This is a genomic window from Streptomyces sp. NPDC029151 (assembly GCF_055564315.1).
The window spans coordinates 1,036,558-1,055,628 of the sequence record NZ_JBVHWQ010000002.1 but is presented as its reverse complement, the minus strand read 5'-3'; the positions used below and the strand labels follow the sequence as shown (position 1 = coordinate 1,055,628).

Here is a 19,071-nt window from a genome sequence, read left to right as displayed (position 1 = left end):
GCCTGTGAGGCACGTACAGCGGGCCCTGGGGACTGTCCCCGGGGCCCGTTCGTCGTATGCGGGGGCGGCGGCCGGCCTCAGGGGCGCGGGGCCGTACCGGTGTGCGGCTCCGCCGCGGGGGCGCGAACGGCCCCCACGCGCCCCCGGCCCGGCGGACACGGCCACCACCCCCCGCGGACCGCGCCCGGCGGCCCCCGCGGAGCGCTACGCCCCCGGCGAACACCCGCATTCCCGGGATTCCCCGAAGGGACCCTCGCGTTAGGGTCCATGAAAGGCAGAACAAGCAGAACTGAGACGGCCCGGCGCCGTCGTAAGACGAGCAGGTGGATACGTGACGAATCTGATGCCCTCCGCCGCCGGCGAGCCTTCCATCGGTGGTGGCCTCGGCGACCAGGTCTACAACCGGCTGCTCAACGAGCGGATCATCTTCCTCGGCCAGCAGGTTGACGACGACATCGCCAACAAGATCACCGCACAGCTGCTGCTCCTTGCCGCTGATCCGGACAAGGACATCTACCTCTACATCAACAGCCCGGGTGGCTCGGTGACGGCCGGCATGGCGATCTACGACACCATGCAGTACATCCCGAACGACGTGGTCACGATCGCCATGGGCATGGCGGCCTCGATGGGCCAGTTCCTGCTCACCGGCGGTGCCGCCGGCAAGCGCTTCGCCCTGCCGCACGCGGACATCATGATGCACCAGGGCTCCGCCGGCCTCGGCGGTACGGTCTCGGACATCAAGATCCAGGCCGAGTACCTGATGCGCACCAAGAAGCGCATGTCGGAGCTGACCGCGCAGCACTCCGGCCAGACGGTCGAGACGATCATCCGCGACGGCGACCGCGACCGCTGGTTCACCCCGGAGGAGGCCAAGGAGTACGGTCTCATTGACGAGATCATCACGCACGCCTCGGGTGTTCCGGGAGGCGGCGGCACCGGTGCCTGACCGGCCCGGCCACGCCACGCACCGCAGAGACCGAAGCCCCCAGAACGCCACCAGGACGGTGAACCCCATGAGCAACTTCCCCGGCGCCGCCAGCGGCATGTACGAAGGGCCCCGGCCCGACAGCCGTTACGTCATCCCGCGCTTCGTCGAGCGCACCTCCCAGGGCATCCGCGAGTACGACCCGTACGCGAAGCTCTTCGAGGAGCGCGTGATCTTCCTGGGCGTCCAGATCGACGACGCCTCCGCCAACGACGTCATGGCGCAGCTGCTGTGCCTGGAGTCGATGGACCCGGACCGGGACATCTCGATCTACATCAACAGCCCCGGCGGCGACATGACCGCCCTCACGGCGATCTACGACACGATGCAGTTCGTGAAGCCCGACATCCAGACGGTCTGCATGGGCCAGGCGGCCTCCGCCGCGGCCATCCTGCTCGCCGCCGGCACCCCCGGCAAGCGCATGGCGCTGCCGAACTCCCGGGTGCTGATCCACCAGCCGGCCGGCTCCACCGGCCGCGGCCAGCTCTCCGACCTGGAGATCATCGCCAACGAGTTCACCCGGATGCGTGAGCAGCTGGAGAACATGCTGGCCAAGCACTCGAACCGGCCGATCGAGCAGGTCCGCGAGGACATCGAGCGCGACAAGATCCTCACGGCCGAGGAGGCGCTGGAGTACGGCCTCGTCGACCAGATCATCTCCACCCGCAAGCTGAACAACGCAGCGGTCCGCTGACGCGGAACGCGGCACTCTGAGCCCCTCTCGGCACGGTTCACGGCAAAGTGAACCCTGCCAAGAGGGGCCCGAACACCGGGCCCGGCAAGGTACCGTCGGACATAAGGCAGCACCAGGAGCCGCTGGACTCGTAACGTCCAGGCGTCTCCCAGGCGAAGGGGAAGCACACCGTGGCACGCATCGGTGACGGCGGCGATCTGCTCAAGTGCTCGTTCTGCGGCAAGAGCCAGAAGCAGGTCAAGAAGCTCATCGCAGGGCCCGGTGTGTACATCTGCGACGAGTGCATCGATCTCTGCAACGAGATCATCGAGGAGGAGCTGGCCGAGACCAGCGAGGTGCGCTGGGAGGAACTGCCCAAGCCCCGCGAGATCTACGAGTTCCTCGAGGGCTACGTGGTCGGCCAGGAGGCCGCCAAGAAGGCGCTCTCCGTCGCGGTGTACAACCACTACAAGCGGGTCCAGGCAGGCGAGAACGGCGGCGCGAACGGCCGCGACGACGCCATCGAGCTGGCGAAGTCCAACATCCTGCTGCTCGGCCCCACGGGCTCCGGCAAGACCCTCCTCGCGCAGACCCTGGCGCGCATGCTGAACGTGCCGTTCGCGATCGCCGACGCCACGGCGCTGACCGAGGCGGGATACGTCGGCGAGGACGTCGAGAACATCCTCCTGAAGCTCATCCAGGCGGCCGACTACGACGTCAAGAAGGCCGAGACGGGCATCATCTACATCGACGAGATCGACAAGGTCGCCCGCAAGAGCGAGAACCCGTCGATCACCCGTGACGTGTCGGGCGAAGGCGTCCAGCAGGCCCTGCTGAAGATCCTCGAAGGCACCACGGCCTCGGTCCCGCCGCAGGGCGGCCGCAAGCACCCGCACCAGGAGTTCATCCAGATCGACACGACGAACGTCCTGTTCATCGTGGGCGGTGCCTTCGCCGGCCTGGAGAAGATCATCGAGGCGCGTGCCGGGGCCAAGGGCATCGGCTTCGGCGCCACGATCCTCTCCAAGCGCGAGCTGGAGTCCAAGGACGTCTTCGAGGACGTCATGCCGGAGGACCTGGTCAAGTTCGGCATGATCCCGGAGTTCATCGGTCGTCTCCCGGTGATCACCTCGGTCCACAACCTGGACCGCGAGGCCTTGCTGAAGATCCTGGTCGAACCCCGCAACGCGCTCGTCAAGCAGTACCAGCGCCTCTTCGAACTCGACGGCGTGGAGCTGGACTTCGAACGCGAGGCCCTGGAGGCCATCGCCGACCAGGCCATCCTCCGCCAGACCGGCGCCCGCGGCCTGCGCGCCATCATGGAGGAGGTCCTCCAGGGCGTGATGTACGAGGTCCCGTCCCGCAAGGACGTCGCCCGCGTCGTCATCACCGCCGACGTCGTCCTCTCCAACGTCAACCCGACGCTGATCCCGCGGGACGCGCGGGGGCGGGGGTCGGGGGAGCAGAAGACGGCCTGAGTTCTCTTGGCTTCGACGGGCGGGCACCCAGACCGGGCGCCCGCCCGTCGGCGTGTCGGACCAGGGGCAGCGAGATCGGGTCATAGTCCCGGTGACCACTGGGACCCGCCGTGTCGTCATGATCGAATCGGTCCGACCGAGTCGGGCGTATGTTCGAACGCCTGGCTGTGTAAAACGGGAGGACTCCGCATGACTTTCCAGAGGGCGAAGCGCCTGGTGGCCGCAGCCGGTGTGGTGGTGGCGGCAGGCGCCCTGCCGATCCTCGTGGCATCACCGGCGAGTGCCACGCAGAGCGCCTGCGCCAACTACGTGGCCAGCCATGGATACTTCGCCGGTCCGAAGGTGAAGGAGGCCTGTAGCCACGGGGCGATCAAGACGCCCTTCGGTAACTGGCCCAACGCTGCTTGCACGCTGGGTCTGGCGAAACTCGACATCAAGAGCGCAGTTTCAGATCCTGCCTGTAGCCGTGCCTGACGGCCACAGCTGATATGCAAGAGGGTGCCCGCCATGCGCCTGACGGGCACCCCCCCCCGCAGGGAATGCGAAGGAGACCTCGTCAGCCGACTAGATCTTCTCTCGTACCTCATTGCGCAGTTTGGCCGCGGTCTCTGCGGCATCGCCCACCGAGCCGCCTTCGCCTGAGGCGATCGAGGCGACGCTGTACGAAGAGACGATGGCGACGGTGCTGTGATCGCCCCAGATGCAGATCGGCAACTTCAGGGTCTTCGGCACGCCTGCCTCCGCGGACGCCGAGGCGCTGCTGTCGATCTGAGCCACCTGACACTTCATGATCCCGTTGAAGTTCGCAGGGTGGACGGTCTCGGGGCTGCCGACCAGCTTGCCCTTGGTGTCGGAATCACCCTGGTTCTTCTCGGACTCCGTCTTGGCCTTGGCGAACATGGAGTCGACAACCGCCTCAGGATCGTCGATCGTCCCGTACACGCCACTGAAGCCGAGGCCCTTCATGGTGAGGCCCTTGCCGCTCTCGTACTTGGCGCCAACCTCGGTGGGGTTCTTCACCCCCCACTTCTCGAAATCCGAGCGGTCGGAGTCGCTGATGTCGTCCGAGGAACCCGAGTCGCTGGACTTCTTGTACTCCGTGAGCACCGTCTCCGGAGTCGTCAGCTTGTGCGGCCCGTCGTCCGCCACACCGCCGCTGCCGCCGCTGCCGCCGAGCACGAAGTACAGGCCCACGCCCACGACGGCCACCACGGCCACCGCGCCGATGATCAGGCCGGTCTTCTTCTTCCCGCCGCCCGGCTGGGGCGCCTGCGGCGTGCCGTAGGGCTGCTGGCCGTAGGGGTTCGGCTGCTGCTGGCCGTAGGGGCCGGGCTGCTGCGGCACGCCCTGCTGCGGGTAGCCGTACCCCGGCTGCGCCGCCGGAGGGGCCTGCTGGGGGTAGCCGTAGCCGGGCTGCGGAGCCTGCGGCTGCTGGCCGTAGGGGCCCGGCTGGCCGTACGGACCCGGCTGCCCCGGCTGGCCGTAAGGACCCGGCTGCTGGGGCTGCTGGCCGTACGGGCCCGGCTGGTTGTGACTCATAAGATCTTCGGTCCCCTCCGTCGCGTATGCGTCCCGCTCATCTTTGTGCATCATGTGTCAGTACAGGGCGGGCGGGGAGCACGCCGTTACCAACCCTCGCGATTTCGGTGCGCACCTGTTACGCAGCGACGGAGGCCTCTTCTTGCTGCGGCTACCAGTACCCGTTTGTCACTCGGCTCGTGAAGCAGGTCGACAGCAGCGTGTTTCCGTCGAACTCGCCCACTTGGTGCTGAGCGGTGCGAATACCTTCTGGGTCGCTCGCTGAGGTGGGAAACGTTTGGTGTGTGCCTTCACCTGCGTAGAGGTGATGCCAGCTCCACACGTGATCGGTGCCGTCAGATCGTCGAGTGACAAGTCTCACCGCTACGTGGTGGCCATCGGCTCTGGTGTCTTCCAAGTACATGTAGACGCTACTGATCGTGTTACGACCCGAAAACGTCTCGTACCCACCGCCAGTGGCGACGACGCGGGGCGCCGCGTGCTGCACGTCTATCACGTTGCACGTTCTGTAGTTGTCGGTTTCCGCCTGAGCCGGTGTGGCGATGGCCGTAAGACCCACGACCGCCATAACTCCGGCCGTTGCAACATGGTGCCGCCGCATGTGCCTGCCTCCCCTTCGAATGTCAGTGCCATGACAGGCGGCCGAGCGTAACGTAAACGCTTGTCCGGTGCATGTCGCTTAACTCTGATGCCGTCAGGGGCTGCCGAGGGGTGACGGTGACGTACTGATTAGCGTTGGGGCCACGCCTGCGCCCCCTCTAAACTGACCCCCGTGACCGAGAACGCTCAGCAGCAGCCACCCGCGCCCGACACCGAACTGCCGACCCAGTACGCGCCGGCCGATGTAGAGGGGCCGCTGTACGAGCGCTGGGTGGAGCGGGGCTACTTCGAGGCGGACGCGAAGAGCGACAAGCTGCCGTACACCGTCGTCATCCCCCCGCCGAACGTCACCGGCAGCCTGCACCTCGGGCACGCCTTCGAGCACACCCTCATCGACGCCCTGACCCGGCGCAAGCGCATGCAGGGCCACGAGACGCTGTGGCAGCCGGGCATGGACCACGCCGGTATCGCCACGCAGAACGTGGTCGAGAGGGAGCTGGGCAAGGAAGGCAAGTCCCGGCACGACCTGGGCCGCGAGGCCTTCGTCGAGCGCGTCTGGCAGTGGAAGGCCGAGTCCGGCGGGCAGATCTCCGGGCAGATGCGGCGCCTCGGTGACGGCGTCGCCTGGTCCCGTGAGCGCTTCACCATGGACGAGGGCCTCTCCCAGGCCGTCCAGACCATCTTCAAGAAGCTCTACGACGACGAGCTGATCTACCGCGCCGAGCGCATCATCAACTGGTGCCCCCGCTGTCTGACGGCGATCTCGGACATCGAGGTCGAGTACCAGGACGACGACGGCGAGCTGGTCTCCATGACGTACGGCGAGGGGGACGACACGATCGTCGTCGCCACCACCCGTGCCGAGACGATGCTCGGTGACACGGCCGTCGCCGTCCACCCCGACGACGAGCGGTACCAGCACCTCGTCGGCAAGCTCATCCGCCTGCCGCTGACCGACCGCTCCATCCCGGTCGTCGCGGACACGCACGTCGACCCCGAGTTCGGCACCGGCGCCGTCAAGGTCACCCCGGCCCACGACCCGAACGACTTCGAGATCGGCCAGCGTCACGACCTGCCGTCCATCACCGTGATGGACGAGCACGCCGTCATCACCGTCCACGGCCCCTTCCAGGGCATGGACCGCCTGGAGGCCCGCTCCGCGATCGTCGCCGCGCTGCGCGCCGAGGGCCGGATCGTCGCCGAGAAGCGGCCCTACGTCCACTCCGTCGGCCACTGCTCGCGCTGCAAGACCACCATCGAGCCGCGCCTGTCCATGCAGTGGTGGGTCAAGGTCGGCCCGCTGGCCAAGGCCGCCGGCGACGCCGTCCGCGACGGCAAGGTCAAGATCCACCCGCAGGAGATGGAGAAGCGGTACTTCGACTGGGTGGACAACCTCCACGACTGGTGCATCTCGCGCCAGCTGTGGTGGGGCCACCGCATCCCCGTCTGGTACGGCCCGAACGGCGAGGTCGTCTGCGTCGGCCCCGACGAGGAGCCGCCCACCGGCGAGGGCTGGCACCAGGACACCGACGTCCTCGACACCTGGTTCTCCTCCGGCCTGTGGCCGTTCTCCACCCTCGGCTGGCCCGAGCGGACCGAGTCGCTCGCGAAGTTCTACCCGAACTCCGTCCTGGTCACCGGCTACGACATCCTCTTCTTCTGGGTCGCCCGGATGATGATGTTCGGCCTGTACGCGATGGACGGCACCCCGCCGTTCCACACCATCGCCCTGCACGGCATGGTCCGCGACCAGTTCGGCAAGAAGATGTCGAAGTCCTTCGGCAACGCGGTCAACCCGCTGGACTGGATGGACAAGTACGGCTCCGACGCCCTGCGCTTCACCCTGGCCCGTGGCGCCAACCCGGGCGTCGACGTGCCGATCGGCGAGGACTGGGTCCAGGGTTCGCGGAACTTCGCCAACAAGATCTGGAACGCGACCCGCTTCGCGCTGATGAACGGCGCGACGGTGGAGGGCCCGCTGCCGGACCCGTCGAAGATGTCGGCGACCGACCGCTGGATCCTCTCCCGCCTGAACTCGGTGGTCGCCGAGGTCGACGCGTACTACGAGGACTTCCAGTTCGCCAAGCTCTCCGACGCCCTCTTCCACTTCGCGTGGGACGAGGTCTTCGACTGGTACGTCGAGCTGTCCAAGACCGTCTTCCAGGCGGGCGGCGAGCCGGCCGAGGTCTCCCAGCGCGTCCTCGGCGAGGTCCTCGACGTCACCCTGAAGCTGCTCCACCCGGTCGTCCCGTTCGTCACGGAGACCCTGTGGACCACGCTGACCGGCGGCGAGTCGATCGTCATCGCCGACTGGCCGGCCGACAGCGGCTTCCGTGACCAGGCGGCCGAGCAGGAGATCTCCACCCTCCAGTCGGTCATCACCGAGGTCCGCCGTTTCCGCGCCGACCAGGGCCTCCAGCCGGGTCAGCGGGTCCCGGCCCGCCTGACGCTGGACGGTACGGCCCTCGCCCCGCACGAGGCGGCCATCCGCCAGCTGCTCCGGCTCCAGCCCGAGGGCGACTCCTTCACCGCCACGGCCACCCTGCCGGTGGCGGGCGCCGAGGTGGCCCTCGACCTGTCCGGCACGATCGACGTCGCCGCGGAGCGCAAGCGCCTCGCGAAGGACCTCGCGGCGGCCGAGAAGGAGAAGGCCCAGGCCACGGCCAAGCTGGGCAACGAGGCGTTCCTGGCGAAGGCCCCGGAGAACGTGGTGGACAAGATCCGCACCCGCCTGGCCAAGGCGGAGGAGGACATCGCCCGCATCACCGCCCAGCTGGAGAAGCTGCCGCAGGCGTAGGCGTCCGTACGCGGTGAAGGCCCCCGGTGCGTGTCCGCGCCGGGGGCCTTCGCCGACCCGGGGGCGCGGGGCCGTGTCGGCATGCGGCTCCCCGCGCGGGCGCGACGAGCCACGACGCGCCGAAGCCGGCCGACGAGACAAGCCGTCCCATACCGGCGCCGCACCGCGGGCAGCCGCTCCGTAGACTGGGCCTCGTGAGCGAAGCGCCTGGCACCAGCGACACCCCCGACCCCCTCGACAGCTTCGAGGAGATCATCGAAGCCGAGACCACCCGTGACCCCGACCTCGCGGTGATCGAGGCCGGCAGCCGCACTCTGCGCACCCAGGGCGGCCCGCCGCAGGCCGACGTACCCGGACGCCCGGAGGACCCGGAGGTCGACCAGGCGCTGCGCGAGGTCGAGGCGGAGCTGGCCACCCGCTGGGGCGAGACCAAGCTGGAGCCCTCGGTCGGCAGGATCTCCGCGCTGATGGACGTCCTCGGCGAGCCCCAGCGCTCGTACCCCTCGATCCACATCACGGGCACGAACGGCAAGACCTCCACCGCCCGCATGATCGAGGCCCTGCTCGGCGCCTTCGAGCTGCGCACCGGCCGCTACACCAGCCCGCACGTGCAGTCGGTCACCGAGCGGATCAGCCTGGACGGCGCTCCGATCTCCGCCGAGCGGTTCGTCGAGACCTACCAGGACATCAAGCCGTACGTCGAGATGGTCGACGGACAGCAGGAGTACCGGCTGTCCTTCTTCGAGGTGCTCACCGGCATGGCGTACGCCGCCTTCGCGGACGCCCCCGTGGACGTCGCCGTCGTGGAGGTCGGCATGGGCGGCTCCTGGGACGCCACCAACGTGATCGACGGCGACGTCGCCGTGGTCACCCCGATCGACCTCGACCACACCGACCGGCTCGGCGGGACGACCGCGGAGATCGCCGGCGAGAAGAGCGGCATCATCAAGCAGGACGCGACCGTCATCCTGGCCCAGCAGCCGGTGGACGCCGCGCAGGTGCTGCTGAAGAAGGCCGTCGAGGTGGACGCCACGGTCGCCCGTGAGGGCCTGGAGTTCGGTGTCGTCGCCCGGCAGGTCGCCGTCGGCGGGCAGCTGCTCACGCTGCGCGGCCTCGGCGGCGAGTACCCGGAGCTGTACCTCCCGCTGCACGGCGCCCACCAGGCGCACAACGCGGCCGTCGCGCTCGCCGCCGTCGAGGCGTTCTTCGGCGTCGGCGCGCAGCGCGCGGAGCCGCTGGACATCGACACCGTGCGCAAGGCCTTCGCGGCCGTGTCGTCCCCGGGACGGCTGGAGGTCGTACGGCGCTCTCCCACCGTCGTGCTGGACGCCGCGCACAACCCGGCGGGCGCGCAGGCCACCGCCGAGGCCGTGCGGGAGGCGTTCGACTTCACCCGGCTGATCGGGGTCGTCGGCGCGAGCGGCGACAAGAACGTGCGGGGCGTGCTGGAGGCCTTCGAGCCGATCTTCGCCGAGGTCGTCGTCACGCAGAACTCCAGCCACCGCGCCATGGACGCCGACGAGCTGGCCGCGATCGCCGTCGAGGTGTTCGGCGACGAGCGGGTGCAGGTCGAGCCGCGGCTGCCGGACGCCCTGGAGGCCGCGATCACGCTGGCCGAGGAGGACGGCGAGTTCGCGGGCGGTGGTGTGCTGGTGACCGGTTCCGTCATCACGGTCGGCGAGGCCCGGCTGCTGCTGGGCAAGGGCTGAGAGGCGAAGAGAAGAGATGCGTACGCTCTGTTCCTCGACCCTGATCGGCGAGTTCTTCGTCATCGGCTTCGCCGGGCTCGTCGCCATGAAGGACCCGGACCTGTCCACCTCCACGGTGTGGCTGGTCAGCGGTGTCGCCATGCTGCTGTGCGTGCTGCTGTGCGGCATGGTGACCCGGCCCGGCGGGGTGGCCCTCGGCTGGGCCCTGCAGATCGCCCTGATCGCCTCCGGTGTGTTCGTCCCGACCATGTACTTCATGGGCGCGGTGTTCGCCGCGCTGTGGTGGGCATCGGTGCACTTCGGGAGAAAGGTGGACGAGGCGAAGGCGAGATTCGCCGCCCAGGCTGACTCCGGCTCCTCCACGGCTGACGCTGCGTAACAACGGCAGGCCACGCTCTTGTAACCTCGTCCCACCGCACACCCGTAAGCCGTGTTAGGAGCCCCTCGTGAGCCAGCGCACCCTCGTCCTGCTCAAGCCCGACGCCGTCCGTCGAGGCCTGACCGGCGAGATCATCAGCCGTATCGAGCGCAAGGCCGGCTGGCAGATCACCGCGCTGGAGCTGCGCCACCTGGACCAGGACACGCTGGAGCAGCACTACGGCGAGCACAAGGGCAAGCCGTTCTACGAGCCGCTGGTCGAGTTCATGTCCTCGGGACCGGTCGTCGCGATGATCGTGGAGGGCGAGCGGGTGATCGAGGGGCTGCGCCGGCTGGCCGGCCCGACCGACCCGATCGCCGCCGCGCCCGGTTCGATCCGCGGTGACTACGGTGTGATCGTCCGCGAGAACCTGATCCACGCCTCCGACTCCGAGGAGTCCGCCGAGCGTGAGGTGAAGATCTTCTTCCCGGGACGTGCGTGACGCCTGCGGCTGCCGTGGAGAGGTCCGGGCCGGTCCCGGACCTTTCCGGCATAGTCCGGGCATTTGAGGGAACGAGCGCCCCCGAACGCCCGTCTCCACAAGCGAGGCGGCACGCCATCTGGTGACAATGGCGGAGACCCTCGCGCAGTGTTCGTGCAGGCGCGTTTACGATGGAAGCCTTCACGTCACAGCACCCGCCTCGCCGCCCTGACATGCCCTCAAAAGCGCAGGGAGGCCAGATGAATCCGGATGGGGAACTCAATGTCGTTCATCGGCCGTGACATGGCTGTCGACCTCGGGACCGCCAACACGCTGGTGTACGTCAGGGGTCGCGGAATCGTACTGAACGAACCGTCCGTCGTGGCGATCAACACCAACACGGGTGGGATCCTCGCGGTCGGTGCCGAAGCGAAGAAGATGATCGGCCGGACGCCGGGCAACATCGTGGCCGTCCGTCCGCTGAAGGACGGCGTCATCGCCGACTTCGAGATCACCGAGCGGATGCTCCGCTATTTCATCCTGAAGATCCACAAGCGGCGGTATCTGGCCCGGCCGCGGGTCGTCGTCTGCGTGCCCTCCGGCATCACGGGCGTCGAGCGCCGCGCGGTCATCGAGGCGTCCTCCCAGGCCGGCGCCCGCCAGGTGCACATCATCGAGGAGCCCATGGCGGCCGCCATCGGTTCCGGTCTGCCGGTCCACGAGGCGACGGGCAACATGGTGGTGGACATCGGCGGCGGCACCACGGAGGTCGCGGTCATCTCGCTCGGCGGCATCGTCACCGCCCAGTCCATCCGCGTCGCCGGCGACGAACTGGACAACGCCATCATCCAGTACATCAAGAAGGAGTACAGCCTCCTGCTGGGTGAGCGGACGGCGGAACAGATCAAGATCACGATCGGTTCGGCGTACGACCTCGACACGGACGAGCACACCGAAGTCCGCGGCCGGGACCTGGTGTCCGGGCTGCCGAAGACCGTCGTCATCTCCGCGGCCGAGGTCCGCAAGGCCATCGAGGAGCCGGTCAACGCGATCGTGGACGCGGTGAAGACCACCCTCGACAAGTGCCCGCCGGAGCTGTCCGGCGACATCATGGACCGAGGAATCGTTCTGACCGGCGGCGGAGCCCTGCTGCGCGGGCTCGACGAGCGACTGCGGCGCGAGACCGGCATGCCGATCCACATCGCCGAGGACCCGCTGGACAGCGTCGCGCTCGGTTCCGGGAAGTGCGTCGAGGAGTTCGAGGCGCTGCAGCAGGTTCTGGACGCCCAGCCGCGCAGATGACGCGACTCAGCGATTCCGCCGTACGAGACGTTCTCCTCTCGTGCGGCGGATCGTTGATATAGAGGCATAAGCTCCCCCAACGGGCCACTTGGTTCCACGCCGCAGCATTCGCGTTGTCCAGGGCCCCCGAATTCCTACTTGAGGAAGGGCACGGCCGCCGCACGTGAGGGACACGAAAGAGAGCCGGCTGCTCCTGGTCCTGCTGGTCGCCATTGCGTTCGCGCTGATCACGGTGGACATCCGGGGAGGCCGGAACTCCCCGGTCGACGGTGCCCGGCACGCCGCCGCGACGGCGTTCGGCCCGGTCGAGGACGGGCTGTCCTCCGCGGTCGACCCGGTCGCGGACGCCGTCTCCGCGATCCGTGACTCCGGCAGCCGGCACGACCGGCTCGCCGTGCTGGAGAAGGAGAACGCGGCCCTCAAGGCCAAGCTCGGCAGCGACGACCGCAACCGCAGCCGCCTGGCGCAGCTCGACAAGGTGATGAGGATCGCCGGCGAGGGGCAGTACGGCATCAAGGGCGCCCAGGTCATCGCCATCGGCTCGGCCCAGGGCTTCTCCTGGACCATCACCATCGACGCCGGCGCCGACGACGGCATCAAGCGGGACATGACCGTGCTGAACGGGGACGGCCTGGTCGGCCGCGTCACCACCGTCGGCCCCAGCACCTCCACCGTGCTGCTCGCCAACGACCCGGACTTCACCGTCGGCACCCGCATGGAAGGCGACGACGAACTCGGCTTCGCCTCCGGGCAGGGCGACCGCCCGCTGCGCGTGGAACTGCTCAACGGCAAGGCGGAGGTGAAGAAGGGCGACCGGCTCGTCACGTTCGGCTCGCAGGCCGACAAGCCGTTCGTGCCCGGCGTCCCGGTCGGTGTCGTCTCCCGGGTCGACCCCTCCGGCGGCGGCCTGACCCGCACCCTCTACGTCACCCCGTACGTCAGCTTCACCAAGCTCGACATCGTCGGCGTGGTCGTCCAGGCGCCCAAGAAGGACCCGCGGGACACCGTGCTCCCGGCCAAGCCGAAGCCGGTCCCGACGCCGACGGTGACCGTGACGGTCAACCCGTCGGCCGACGCCCCCGCCACCGAAGAGCAGCAGTAGGAGCTGAATCCCCATGCGTGTCAACCGGATCCTGCTCTCCACCGCGCTGGTCGTCGTGGCCCTGGTCATCCAGGTGAGCGTCCTCGCCCGGCTGCACCTGCCGGGCGCCGTCCCCGACCTGCTGCTGCTCACCGTCCTCGGCCTGGCCATGGTGTACGGCCACGTGGGCGGCTCCCTGGTCGGTTTCGGCGCCGGTCTGCTCGCCGACCTGGCCCCGCCCGCCGACCACGCCGCCGGCCGGTACGCGCTCGTGCTGTGCGTCATCGGCTACCTCGCCGGACTCGTCAGACCGGAGAACGGCCGGCTGAAGTCGGCGACCGGCCCCATGGCCGCCGTGGTCGCCGCCGCCCTCGGCTCCACCCTGCTCTACGCGGGGGTCGGCGCGCTCGTCGGCGACACCGCAGCCCGCCATGTGGGCCTGCCCGGGCTGTTGTTCTCGGCCGCCCTGTACGACCTGCTGCTCGCCCCGTTCGTGGTGCCCGGCGTCATGTGGCTGGCCCGCCGCGCGGACAACGACCCGCTCACCGAGTCCGGGCCCGCCGCCAAGGCCGGTGACATCTCCTCCGGCTGGCTCTCCTCCGGCACCGGCCTGCGCATCGGAAGCCAGCGCGGCGGCCTCGGGGCGCTGAAGGCCAAGGCCCGCACGCGCTCCGCCCGGGTGAGCCGCATCAAGGGGGTCAAGCGGCTGTGATCGGCGGTCACTTCGGCACCGGCGCGTCCGCATCGGACGAGTCCACTCCGGGGAGTTCACCCGAACGGGTCGGCGTTCCCGGAACGCGGGTTCACAGGCCGGTCGTTCATCATTCGCACACGTCCTCGCACACGCGCACCGAGAGGGGGAGGCGGCCGCAGTGACCAACATTCCCGAGACCGGTCGGACCCCACGCGTCCAGACCCGGCTCGTCGTGATCCAGATCCTGGTCCTCTCCCTCCTCGGCACGCTCGGCGGCCGGTTGTGGTACCTGCAGATCCGCGAGGGCGCCGCGTACCAGAAGGAGGCCTCCGGCAACCACGTCCAGCAGGTCGTCGACCCCGCCGTGCGCGGCGACATCCTGGACGCCCGCGGTGTCGCCCTCGCGGACAACGAGACCCGCCTGGTGGTCTCCGCCTCCCGCACCGACCTGCTGAAGCAGAAGGACGACGGCGAGGCCGTCCTCACCAAGCTGGCCGGCGTCCTCGGCATGAGCCCCCAGGAGGTCATGCAGAAGGTCCGGCTGTGCGACGCCAAGACCCCCCAGCCCTGCTGGAACGGCTCGCCCTACCAGCCGATCCCCATCACCGACGAGGCCACCCCCAAGCAGGCCCTGCAGATCCGCGAGCGCTCCGAGGACTTCCCCGGCATCACCGCCGAGCCCGAGGCCGTCCGCCGCTACCCGGGCCCCGGCAAGTCCAACACCGCGCAGGTGCTCGGCTACCTCTCGCCCGTCACCGACGCCGAGATCCAGAAGGCCAAGGACACCGACTCGCCCTACCTGCGCTCCGACATGGTCGGCCGCTCCGGCCTGGAGCGGACCTACGACAAGGTGCTGCGCGGCAAGGCCGGAGTCACCCGCTACGAGGTCGACAACCTCGGCCGGGTCATCGGCAAGGCCGAGTCGGACGCGGCCGAGCCCGGCTCGAACCTGGTCACCAGCATCGACTCCCGCGTCCAGCGCGTCGCCGAGTACGAACTCGACAAGGCGATGAAGGCCGCCCGCCGGCAGTTCGACAAGATCACCGGCACCAACTACAAGGCGGACTCCGGCGCCGTCGTCGTGATGGAGGCCAAGACCGGCCGGATCGTCGCCATGGCCTCCGCGCCGACGTACGACCCGAACGTCTGGGTCGGCGGCATCTCCGCCAAGGACTACAAGGCCCTCACCGGCAAGGGCTCCGACTACCCCCTGCTCAACCGGGCCATACAGGGCCAGGCCGCACCCGGCTCGACCTTCAAGGTGGTCTCCACGGCCGCCGCGGTCGAGGCCGGCTACGACTTCAACGGCGGCTACCCCTGCACCAGCTCCTACTCGGTGGGCGGCCAGGTCTTCAAGAACTTCGAGGGCGAGAGCTTCGGCGCGATCCCGCTGGGCCGCGCCCTGGAGGTCTCCTGCGACACCGTCTTCTACTACCTGGCCGACAAGGAGTGGAAGAAGGACGGCGGCATCAACCCCAAGAAGGGCCAGCCGAAGGACTACTTCTACAAGGCCGCCCACCAGTTCGGCCTCGGCAGCGAAACCGGCATCGACCTGCCCAACGAGGTCACCGGCCGCGTCCCCGACCGCCAGTGGAAGCTGAACTACTGGAAGGCCAACAAGGACGCCTGGTGCAAGACCGGCAAGAAGGACGGCTCCTACGTCGAGAAGATCGCCTACGAGAACTGCCTCGAAGGCAACAAGATGCGCGAGGGTGACTCGATCAACTACTCCATCGGCCAGGGCGACACCCTCGTCACGCCGATCCAGGAGGCCGTGATCTACGGCGCCGTCGCCAACGGCGGCACCATGTACCAGCCGACCATCGGCAAGGCGATCGTCAGCGCCGACGGCAAGACCGTGCGGGAGATCAAGCCGAAGAAGAAGGGCAGGCTGCCGGTCAGCCAGGCCACCCTCAAGGGCATGAACGACGCCTTCGCGGGCGTCATCACCCGCGGTACGGCGGCCTGGAAGTTCGGCGGCTGGCCCCAGGACCGGATCCCGCTGCACGCCAAGACCGGTACGGCGGAGGTCTACGGCAAGCAGACCACGTCCTGGCTGGCCACCTACTCCAAGGACTACACGGTGATCATGACGATCGCCCAGGCCGGTACGGGTTCCGGCGCCTCCGGTGAGGCCGTGCGCAACATCTACAGCGCGCTCTACGGCGTCCAGGGCGACGGCTCCGTCGACCGCAAGAAGGCGCTGCTGCCCGAGCCGCAGACGGGCCTGCCCAAGGTCCGCACGGACGGCACCATCGCCGCCCCCAAGGTCACCGGCGACCCGGCCAAGGACGCCGAGGCCGCCCAGAAGAGCAACCCCACCAACGGCGACGACCAGCAGCCCGCGGGCACCACGCCCTCACCCGGCACGGGCAACCGCGACACCCGCCGCCGGTCCCGCAGGGGAAGCCGGAGGAGGCCCTCATGACCGGCGCGAACAGCTTCTCCGTCTCCGGGTACGGACCCGAGCGGGCCGGCTGGACCAGGATCTTCGCCCGCGACTCGCTCACCCGCCGGCTGGACTGGCCGATCCTGTTCGCGGCCACCGGCCTGTCCCTGCTGGGCTCCCTGCTGGTGTACTCGGCGACCCGCAACCGCACCGAGCTGAACCAGGGCGACCCGTACTTCTTCCTGATCCGGCACCTGATGAACCTCGGCATCGGGATCGCCCTGATGATCGCCACGCTCTGGCTGGGCCACCGCGCCCTGCGCAACGCCGTGCCGATCCTCTACGGCCTGTCGGTGCTCCTCGCCCTGGTCGTCCTCACCCCGCTCGGCGCGACCATCAACGGCCAGCGCAACTGGCTGGTCATCGGCGGCTTCTCGCTCCAGCCCGCCGAGTTCCTCAAGATCTCGATCATCCTGGGCATGGCCATGCTGCTGGCCGCCCGGGTGGACGCGGGCGACAAGCCGTACCCCGACCACCGGACCGTGTTCCAGGCCCTGTGCCTCGCCGCCGTACCGATCCTGATCCTGCTGCTCATGCCCGACCTCGGCTCGGTCCTGGCCATGGTCGCGATCATCCTGGGCGTGCTGCTCGCCTCCGGCGCCTCCAACCGCTGGGTCTTCGGCCTCCTCACCGCCGGCGTCATCGGCTGCGTCGCGATCTGGCAACTGCACATCCTGGACGAGTACCAGATCAACCGCTTCGCGGCCTTCGCCAACCCGGACCTGGACCCGGCCGGCGTCGGCTACAACACCAACCAGGCCCGCATCGCCATCGGCTCCGGCGGACTGACCGGGGCCGGGCTCTTCCACGGCTCGCAGACCACCGGCCAGTTCGTGCCCGAGCAGCAGACCGACTTCGTGTTCACGGTCGCGGGGGAGGAGCTGGGCTTCGTCGGCGCGGGCTTCATCATCTTCCTGCTCGGTGTCGTCCTGTGGCGGGCCTGCCGGATAGCGCGTGACTCGACCGAGCTGTACGGGACGACGGTCGCCGCCGGCATCGTCGCCTGGTTCGCCTTCCAGGCCTTCGAGAACATCGGCATGACCCTCGGCATCATGCCGGTCACGGGCCTGCCCCTGCCGTTCGTGTCGTACGGCGGCTCCTCGATGTTCGCGGTGTGGGTGGCGATCGGACTACTGCAGTCGATCAAGGTGCAGCGCCCCATGTCGGCGTAGCCCACCGACGGCCCGGCGCGGGACCCCACCCCGCCGGGCTGCCGGGCTCCGGACCTGCGGCGCTCCGGACCCGCCGGTCCGCCGGTCCGCCGCCCAGCCGGCCACCGCACCGACGGCACCCGCTGCCGCACCGATCCGGGGCGCTCTGCCCCACCGGCCACCGGAGCACTAGATTCGGTGCATGGCGGATACGAAACGCGAGATCGAGCGCAAGTACGAATCCGATGGCGGCGGGCTGCCCGACCTGACCGGCGTCGGCGGGGTGGCGGCCGTCGTCGACATGGGCCTGGCCGACCTGGACGCCACCTACTACGACACCGCCGACGAACGTCTGGCCGCGGACTCCCTCACCCTGCGCCGCCGCACCGGCGGCTCGGACGCCGGCTGGCACCTGAAGTTCCCGGTCGCCCCCGGAGTCCGCGACGAGATCCGGGCCCCGCTCTCCGACACCGTCCCCGAGGAGATCGCCGCCCTCGTCCGCTCCCGCGTCCGGGACGCCGAGCTGATCCCGCTGGTCCGGCTGCGCTCCGCCCGCGATGTACGGCACCTGACCGACGCCGACGGCAGACTGCTGGCCGAAGCGAGCCTCGACACCGTGACCGCCGAGCGGCTCACCGGCAGACACCGAACCGCCCAGTGGACCGAGATCGAGGTGGAACTGGCCGACGGCGGCGACCCGGCCCTCCTCGACCGGCTGGAGAAACGGCTGCGCAAGTCCGGCGTACGCCCCGCCGCCGCGCCGTCGAAACTGGCCCGCGCCCTGGAGCTGACCGGCGGCAGCCGACGCGGCCACCGGCGCCGCACGGCAGACCCCCGGCCACCGGTGACCGCCGGCGACCACGTCCTCGCCTACCTCCGCGCCCAGCGCGACACCCTCGTGGAACTCGACCCCGCCGTCCGCCGCGGCCTGCCCGACTCCGTGCACCGCATGCGGGTCGCCACCCGCCGCGCCCGCAGCACCCTGCGCACCTTCGGCAGCCTCCTCGACCGCACCGTCACCGACCCCGTCGGCGCCGAACTGAAATGGCTCGCCGGCGAGCTGGGCGTCGACCGCGACCGGGAGGTGCTGGCCGACCGCCTGACCAACGCCCTCGAAGCGCTCCCGCCCGCCCTGGTCACCGGCCCCGTCCCCGAACGGCTCACCGCCTGGGCCGCGGCCCGGCACAGGGGCGCCCACGCCCACCTGACCGGCGTCCTGGACTCCCGCCGCTATCTGGCCCTGCTCGACACCCTGGACGCCCTGCTCACGGACCCGCCCCTGCGCAAGGCGGCCGGCAGGAAACCGCGGAAGGCGCTCACCAAGGCCGTACGCAAGGACGAGAGGAAACTCACGGCCGTCATGGAGCACGCGCTGGAGCTGCCGCCGGGCGAGGACCGCGACCTCGCCCTGCACGAGGCCCGCAAGAAGGCCAAGCGCACCCGCTACGCCGCCGAGGCAGCCACCGAGGCCCTGGGCACCCCCGCCCGCTCCCTCACCCGGTCCATGAAGTCCCTGACCACCCTCCTCGGCGACCACCAGGACGGCGTCATGGCACGCCGGGCCCTGCGCGAGCTGGCCGCGGTGGCCGACGCGGCCGGTGAGAGCACCTTCACACACGGCCTGCTGTACGGCAGGGAGGAGGCCCGCGCCGCCGCTACGGAGGCGGAGCTGGCCCGGCGCTGGAAGGAGATCGGGCCCGGGGTGAGCGGCTGAGCGTTCGGGGGAGCCCGCCGGTCGGGTTACGCTAGATGGTCACCCGCCCCCAGCCTC

The 19,071-nt window shown here is 69.5% G+C and carries 15 protein-coding genes; 14 read left to right on the top strand and 1 reads right to left on the bottom strand.

The window, feature by feature from the left end:
* Positions 1-343 precede the first annotated feature (343 nt).
* The 4 genes from ACZ4VF_RS12465 (at position 344) to ACZ4VF_RS12450 (ending at position 3,613) form a co-directional block, all read left to right on the top strand.
* Positions 344-949, top strand: a complete 606-nt coding sequence (locus ACZ4VF_RS12465) for an ATP-dependent Clp protease proteolytic subunit (protein WP_030648616.1) — start codon at positions 344-346, stop codon at positions 947-949.
* Between the two features lie 67 nt (positions 950-1,016).
* The gene (locus ACZ4VF_RS12460; RefSeq protein WP_059249543.1) at positions 1,017-1,682 is read left to right on the top strand and encodes an ATP-dependent Clp protease proteolytic subunit; all 666 of its coding nucleotides are present in this window, start codon (positions 1,017-1,019) and stop codon (positions 1,680-1,682) included.
* A 170-nt stretch (positions 1,683-1,852) separates the two neighbouring features.
* Complete coding sequence (clpX, locus tag ACZ4VF_RS12455; protein WP_467925403.1) at positions 1,853-3,139, top strand: ATP-dependent Clp protease ATP-binding subunit ClpX; 1,287 nt, start codon at positions 1,853-1,855, stop codon at positions 3,137-3,139.
* Positions 3,140-3,328: 189 nt separating this feature from the next.
* On the top strand, positions 3,329-3,613 hold the full coding sequence (locus ACZ4VF_RS12450) for a hypothetical protein (RefSeq protein ID WP_467925401.1): 285 nt from the start codon (positions 3,329-3,331) through the stop codon (positions 3,611-3,613).
* A 90-nt stretch (positions 3,614-3,703) separates the two neighbouring features.
* Here the strand turns inward: ACZ4VF_RS12450 and ACZ4VF_RS12445 are convergent, their stop codons facing one another.
* Entirely contained in the window at positions 3,704-4,678 is a 975-nt protein-coding gene (locus ACZ4VF_RS12445; RefSeq protein ID WP_467925399.1) for a hypothetical protein, read from the bottom strand.
* A gap of 772 nt (positions 4,679-5,450) precedes the next feature.
* Here ACZ4VF_RS12445 and ACZ4VF_RS12440 point away from each other — a divergent pair.
* The 10 genes from ACZ4VF_RS12440 (at position 5,451) to ACZ4VF_RS12395 (ending at position 19,014) form a co-directional block, all read left to right on the top strand.
* Positions 5,451-8,075, top strand: a complete 2,625-nt coding sequence (locus ACZ4VF_RS12440; RefSeq protein ID WP_467925397.1) for a valine--tRNA ligase — start codon at positions 5,451-5,453, stop codon at positions 8,073-8,075.
* Between the two features lie 194 nt (positions 8,076-8,269).
* A complete protein-coding gene (gene folC / locus ACZ4VF_RS12435; protein WP_467925395.1) occupies positions 8,270-9,784 on the top strand; it encodes a bifunctional tetrahydrofolate synthase/dihydrofolate synthase in 1,515 nt (504 codons plus the stop codon).
* 16 nt (positions 9,785-9,800) lie between these two features.
* Positions 9,801-10,163 carry a DUF4233 domain-containing protein gene (locus tag ACZ4VF_RS12430; RefSeq protein ID WP_356153908.1) on the top strand — a complete coding sequence of 121 codons (363 nt, stop codon included), beginning with the start codon at positions 9,801-9,803 and terminating at the stop codon, positions 10,161-10,163.
* Between the two features lie 67 nt (positions 10,164-10,230).
* Positions 10,231-10,644, top strand: coding sequence for a nucleoside-diphosphate kinase (ndk, locus tag ACZ4VF_RS12425; RefSeq protein WP_467925392.1), 414 nt, complete (start codon positions 10,231-10,233; stop codon positions 10,642-10,644).
* A gap of 261 nt (positions 10,645-10,905) precedes the next feature.
* On the top strand, positions 10,906-11,925 hold the full coding sequence (locus ACZ4VF_RS12420; protein ID WP_014672705.1) for a rod shape-determining protein: 1,020 nt from the start codon (positions 10,906-10,908) through the stop codon (positions 11,923-11,925).
* A 163-nt stretch (positions 11,926-12,088) separates the two neighbouring features.
* Entirely contained in the window at positions 12,089-13,027 is a 939-nt protein-coding gene (mreC, locus tag ACZ4VF_RS12415) for a rod shape-determining protein MreC (RefSeq protein ID WP_467925390.1), read from the top strand.
* Between the two features lie 13 nt (positions 13,028-13,040).
* Positions 13,041-13,718: a rod shape-determining protein MreD gene (gene mreD / locus ACZ4VF_RS12410; protein WP_467925388.1), complete on the top strand. Its 678-nt coding sequence runs from the start codon at positions 13,041-13,043 to the stop codon at positions 13,716-13,718.
* A 160-nt stretch (positions 13,719-13,878) separates the two neighbouring features.
* Complete coding sequence (gene mrdA / locus ACZ4VF_RS12405) at positions 13,879-16,128, top strand: penicillin-binding protein 2 (RefSeq protein ID WP_467925386.1); 2,250 nt, start codon at positions 13,879-13,881, stop codon at positions 16,126-16,128.
* On the top strand, positions 16,125-17,321 hold the full coding sequence (rodA, locus tag ACZ4VF_RS12400) for a rod shape-determining protein RodA (RefSeq protein ID WP_467925384.1): 1,197 nt from the start codon (positions 16,125-16,127) through the stop codon (positions 17,319-17,321). The genes mrdA and rodA overlap by 4 nt, the downstream gene beginning before the upstream one ends.
* Before the next feature lie 181 nt (positions 17,322-17,502).
* Positions 17,503-19,014 (top strand): CYTH and CHAD domain-containing protein, encoded by a 1,512-nt coding sequence (locus tag ACZ4VF_RS12395; protein WP_467925382.1) that lies wholly within the window; start codon positions 17,503-17,505, stop codon positions 19,012-19,014.
* The last annotated feature ends 57 nt before the right edge of the window (positions 19,015-19,071 follow it).

What these genes read in the sequence shown, in the direction of transcription:
- ACZ4VF_RS12465 (WP_030648616.1), top strand. Translation starts at nt 344, where the DNA reads ATGCCCTCCGCCGCCGGCGAGCCTTCCATCGGTGGTGGCCTCGGCGAC.
- ACZ4VF_RS12460 (WP_059249543.1), top strand. Translation starts at nt 1,017, where the DNA reads ATGAGCAACTTCCCCGGCGCCGCCAGCGGCATGTACGAAGGGCCCCGG.
- ACZ4VF_RS12450 (WP_467925401.1), top strand. Translation starts at nt 3,329, where the DNA reads ATGACTTTCCAGAGGGCGAAGCGCCTGGTGGCCGCAGCCGGTGTGGTG.
- ACZ4VF_RS12445 (WP_467925399.1), bottom strand. Translation starts at nt 4,678, where the DNA reads ATGAGTCACAACCAGCCGGGCCCGTACGGCCAGCAGCCCCAGCAGCCG.
- ACZ4VF_RS12430 (WP_356153908.1), top strand. Translation starts at nt 9,801, where the DNA reads ATGCGTACGCTCTGTTCCTCGACCCTGATCGGCGAGTTCTTCGTCATC.
- ACZ4VF_RS12420 (WP_014672705.1), top strand. Translation starts at nt 10,906, where the DNA reads ATGTCGTTCATCGGCCGTGACATGGCTGTCGACCTCGGGACCGCCAAC.
- mreD (WP_467925388.1), top strand. Translation starts at nt 13,041, where the DNA reads ATGCGTGTCAACCGGATCCTGCTCTCCACCGCGCTGGTCGTCGTGGCC.
- rodA (WP_467925384.1), top strand. Translation starts at nt 16,125, where the DNA reads ATGACCGGCGCGAACAGCTTCTCCGTCTCCGGGTACGGACCCGAGCGG.
- ACZ4VF_RS12395 (WP_467925382.1), top strand. Translation starts at nt 17,503, where the DNA reads ATGGCGGATACGAAACGCGAGATCGAGCGCAAGTACGAATCCGATGGC.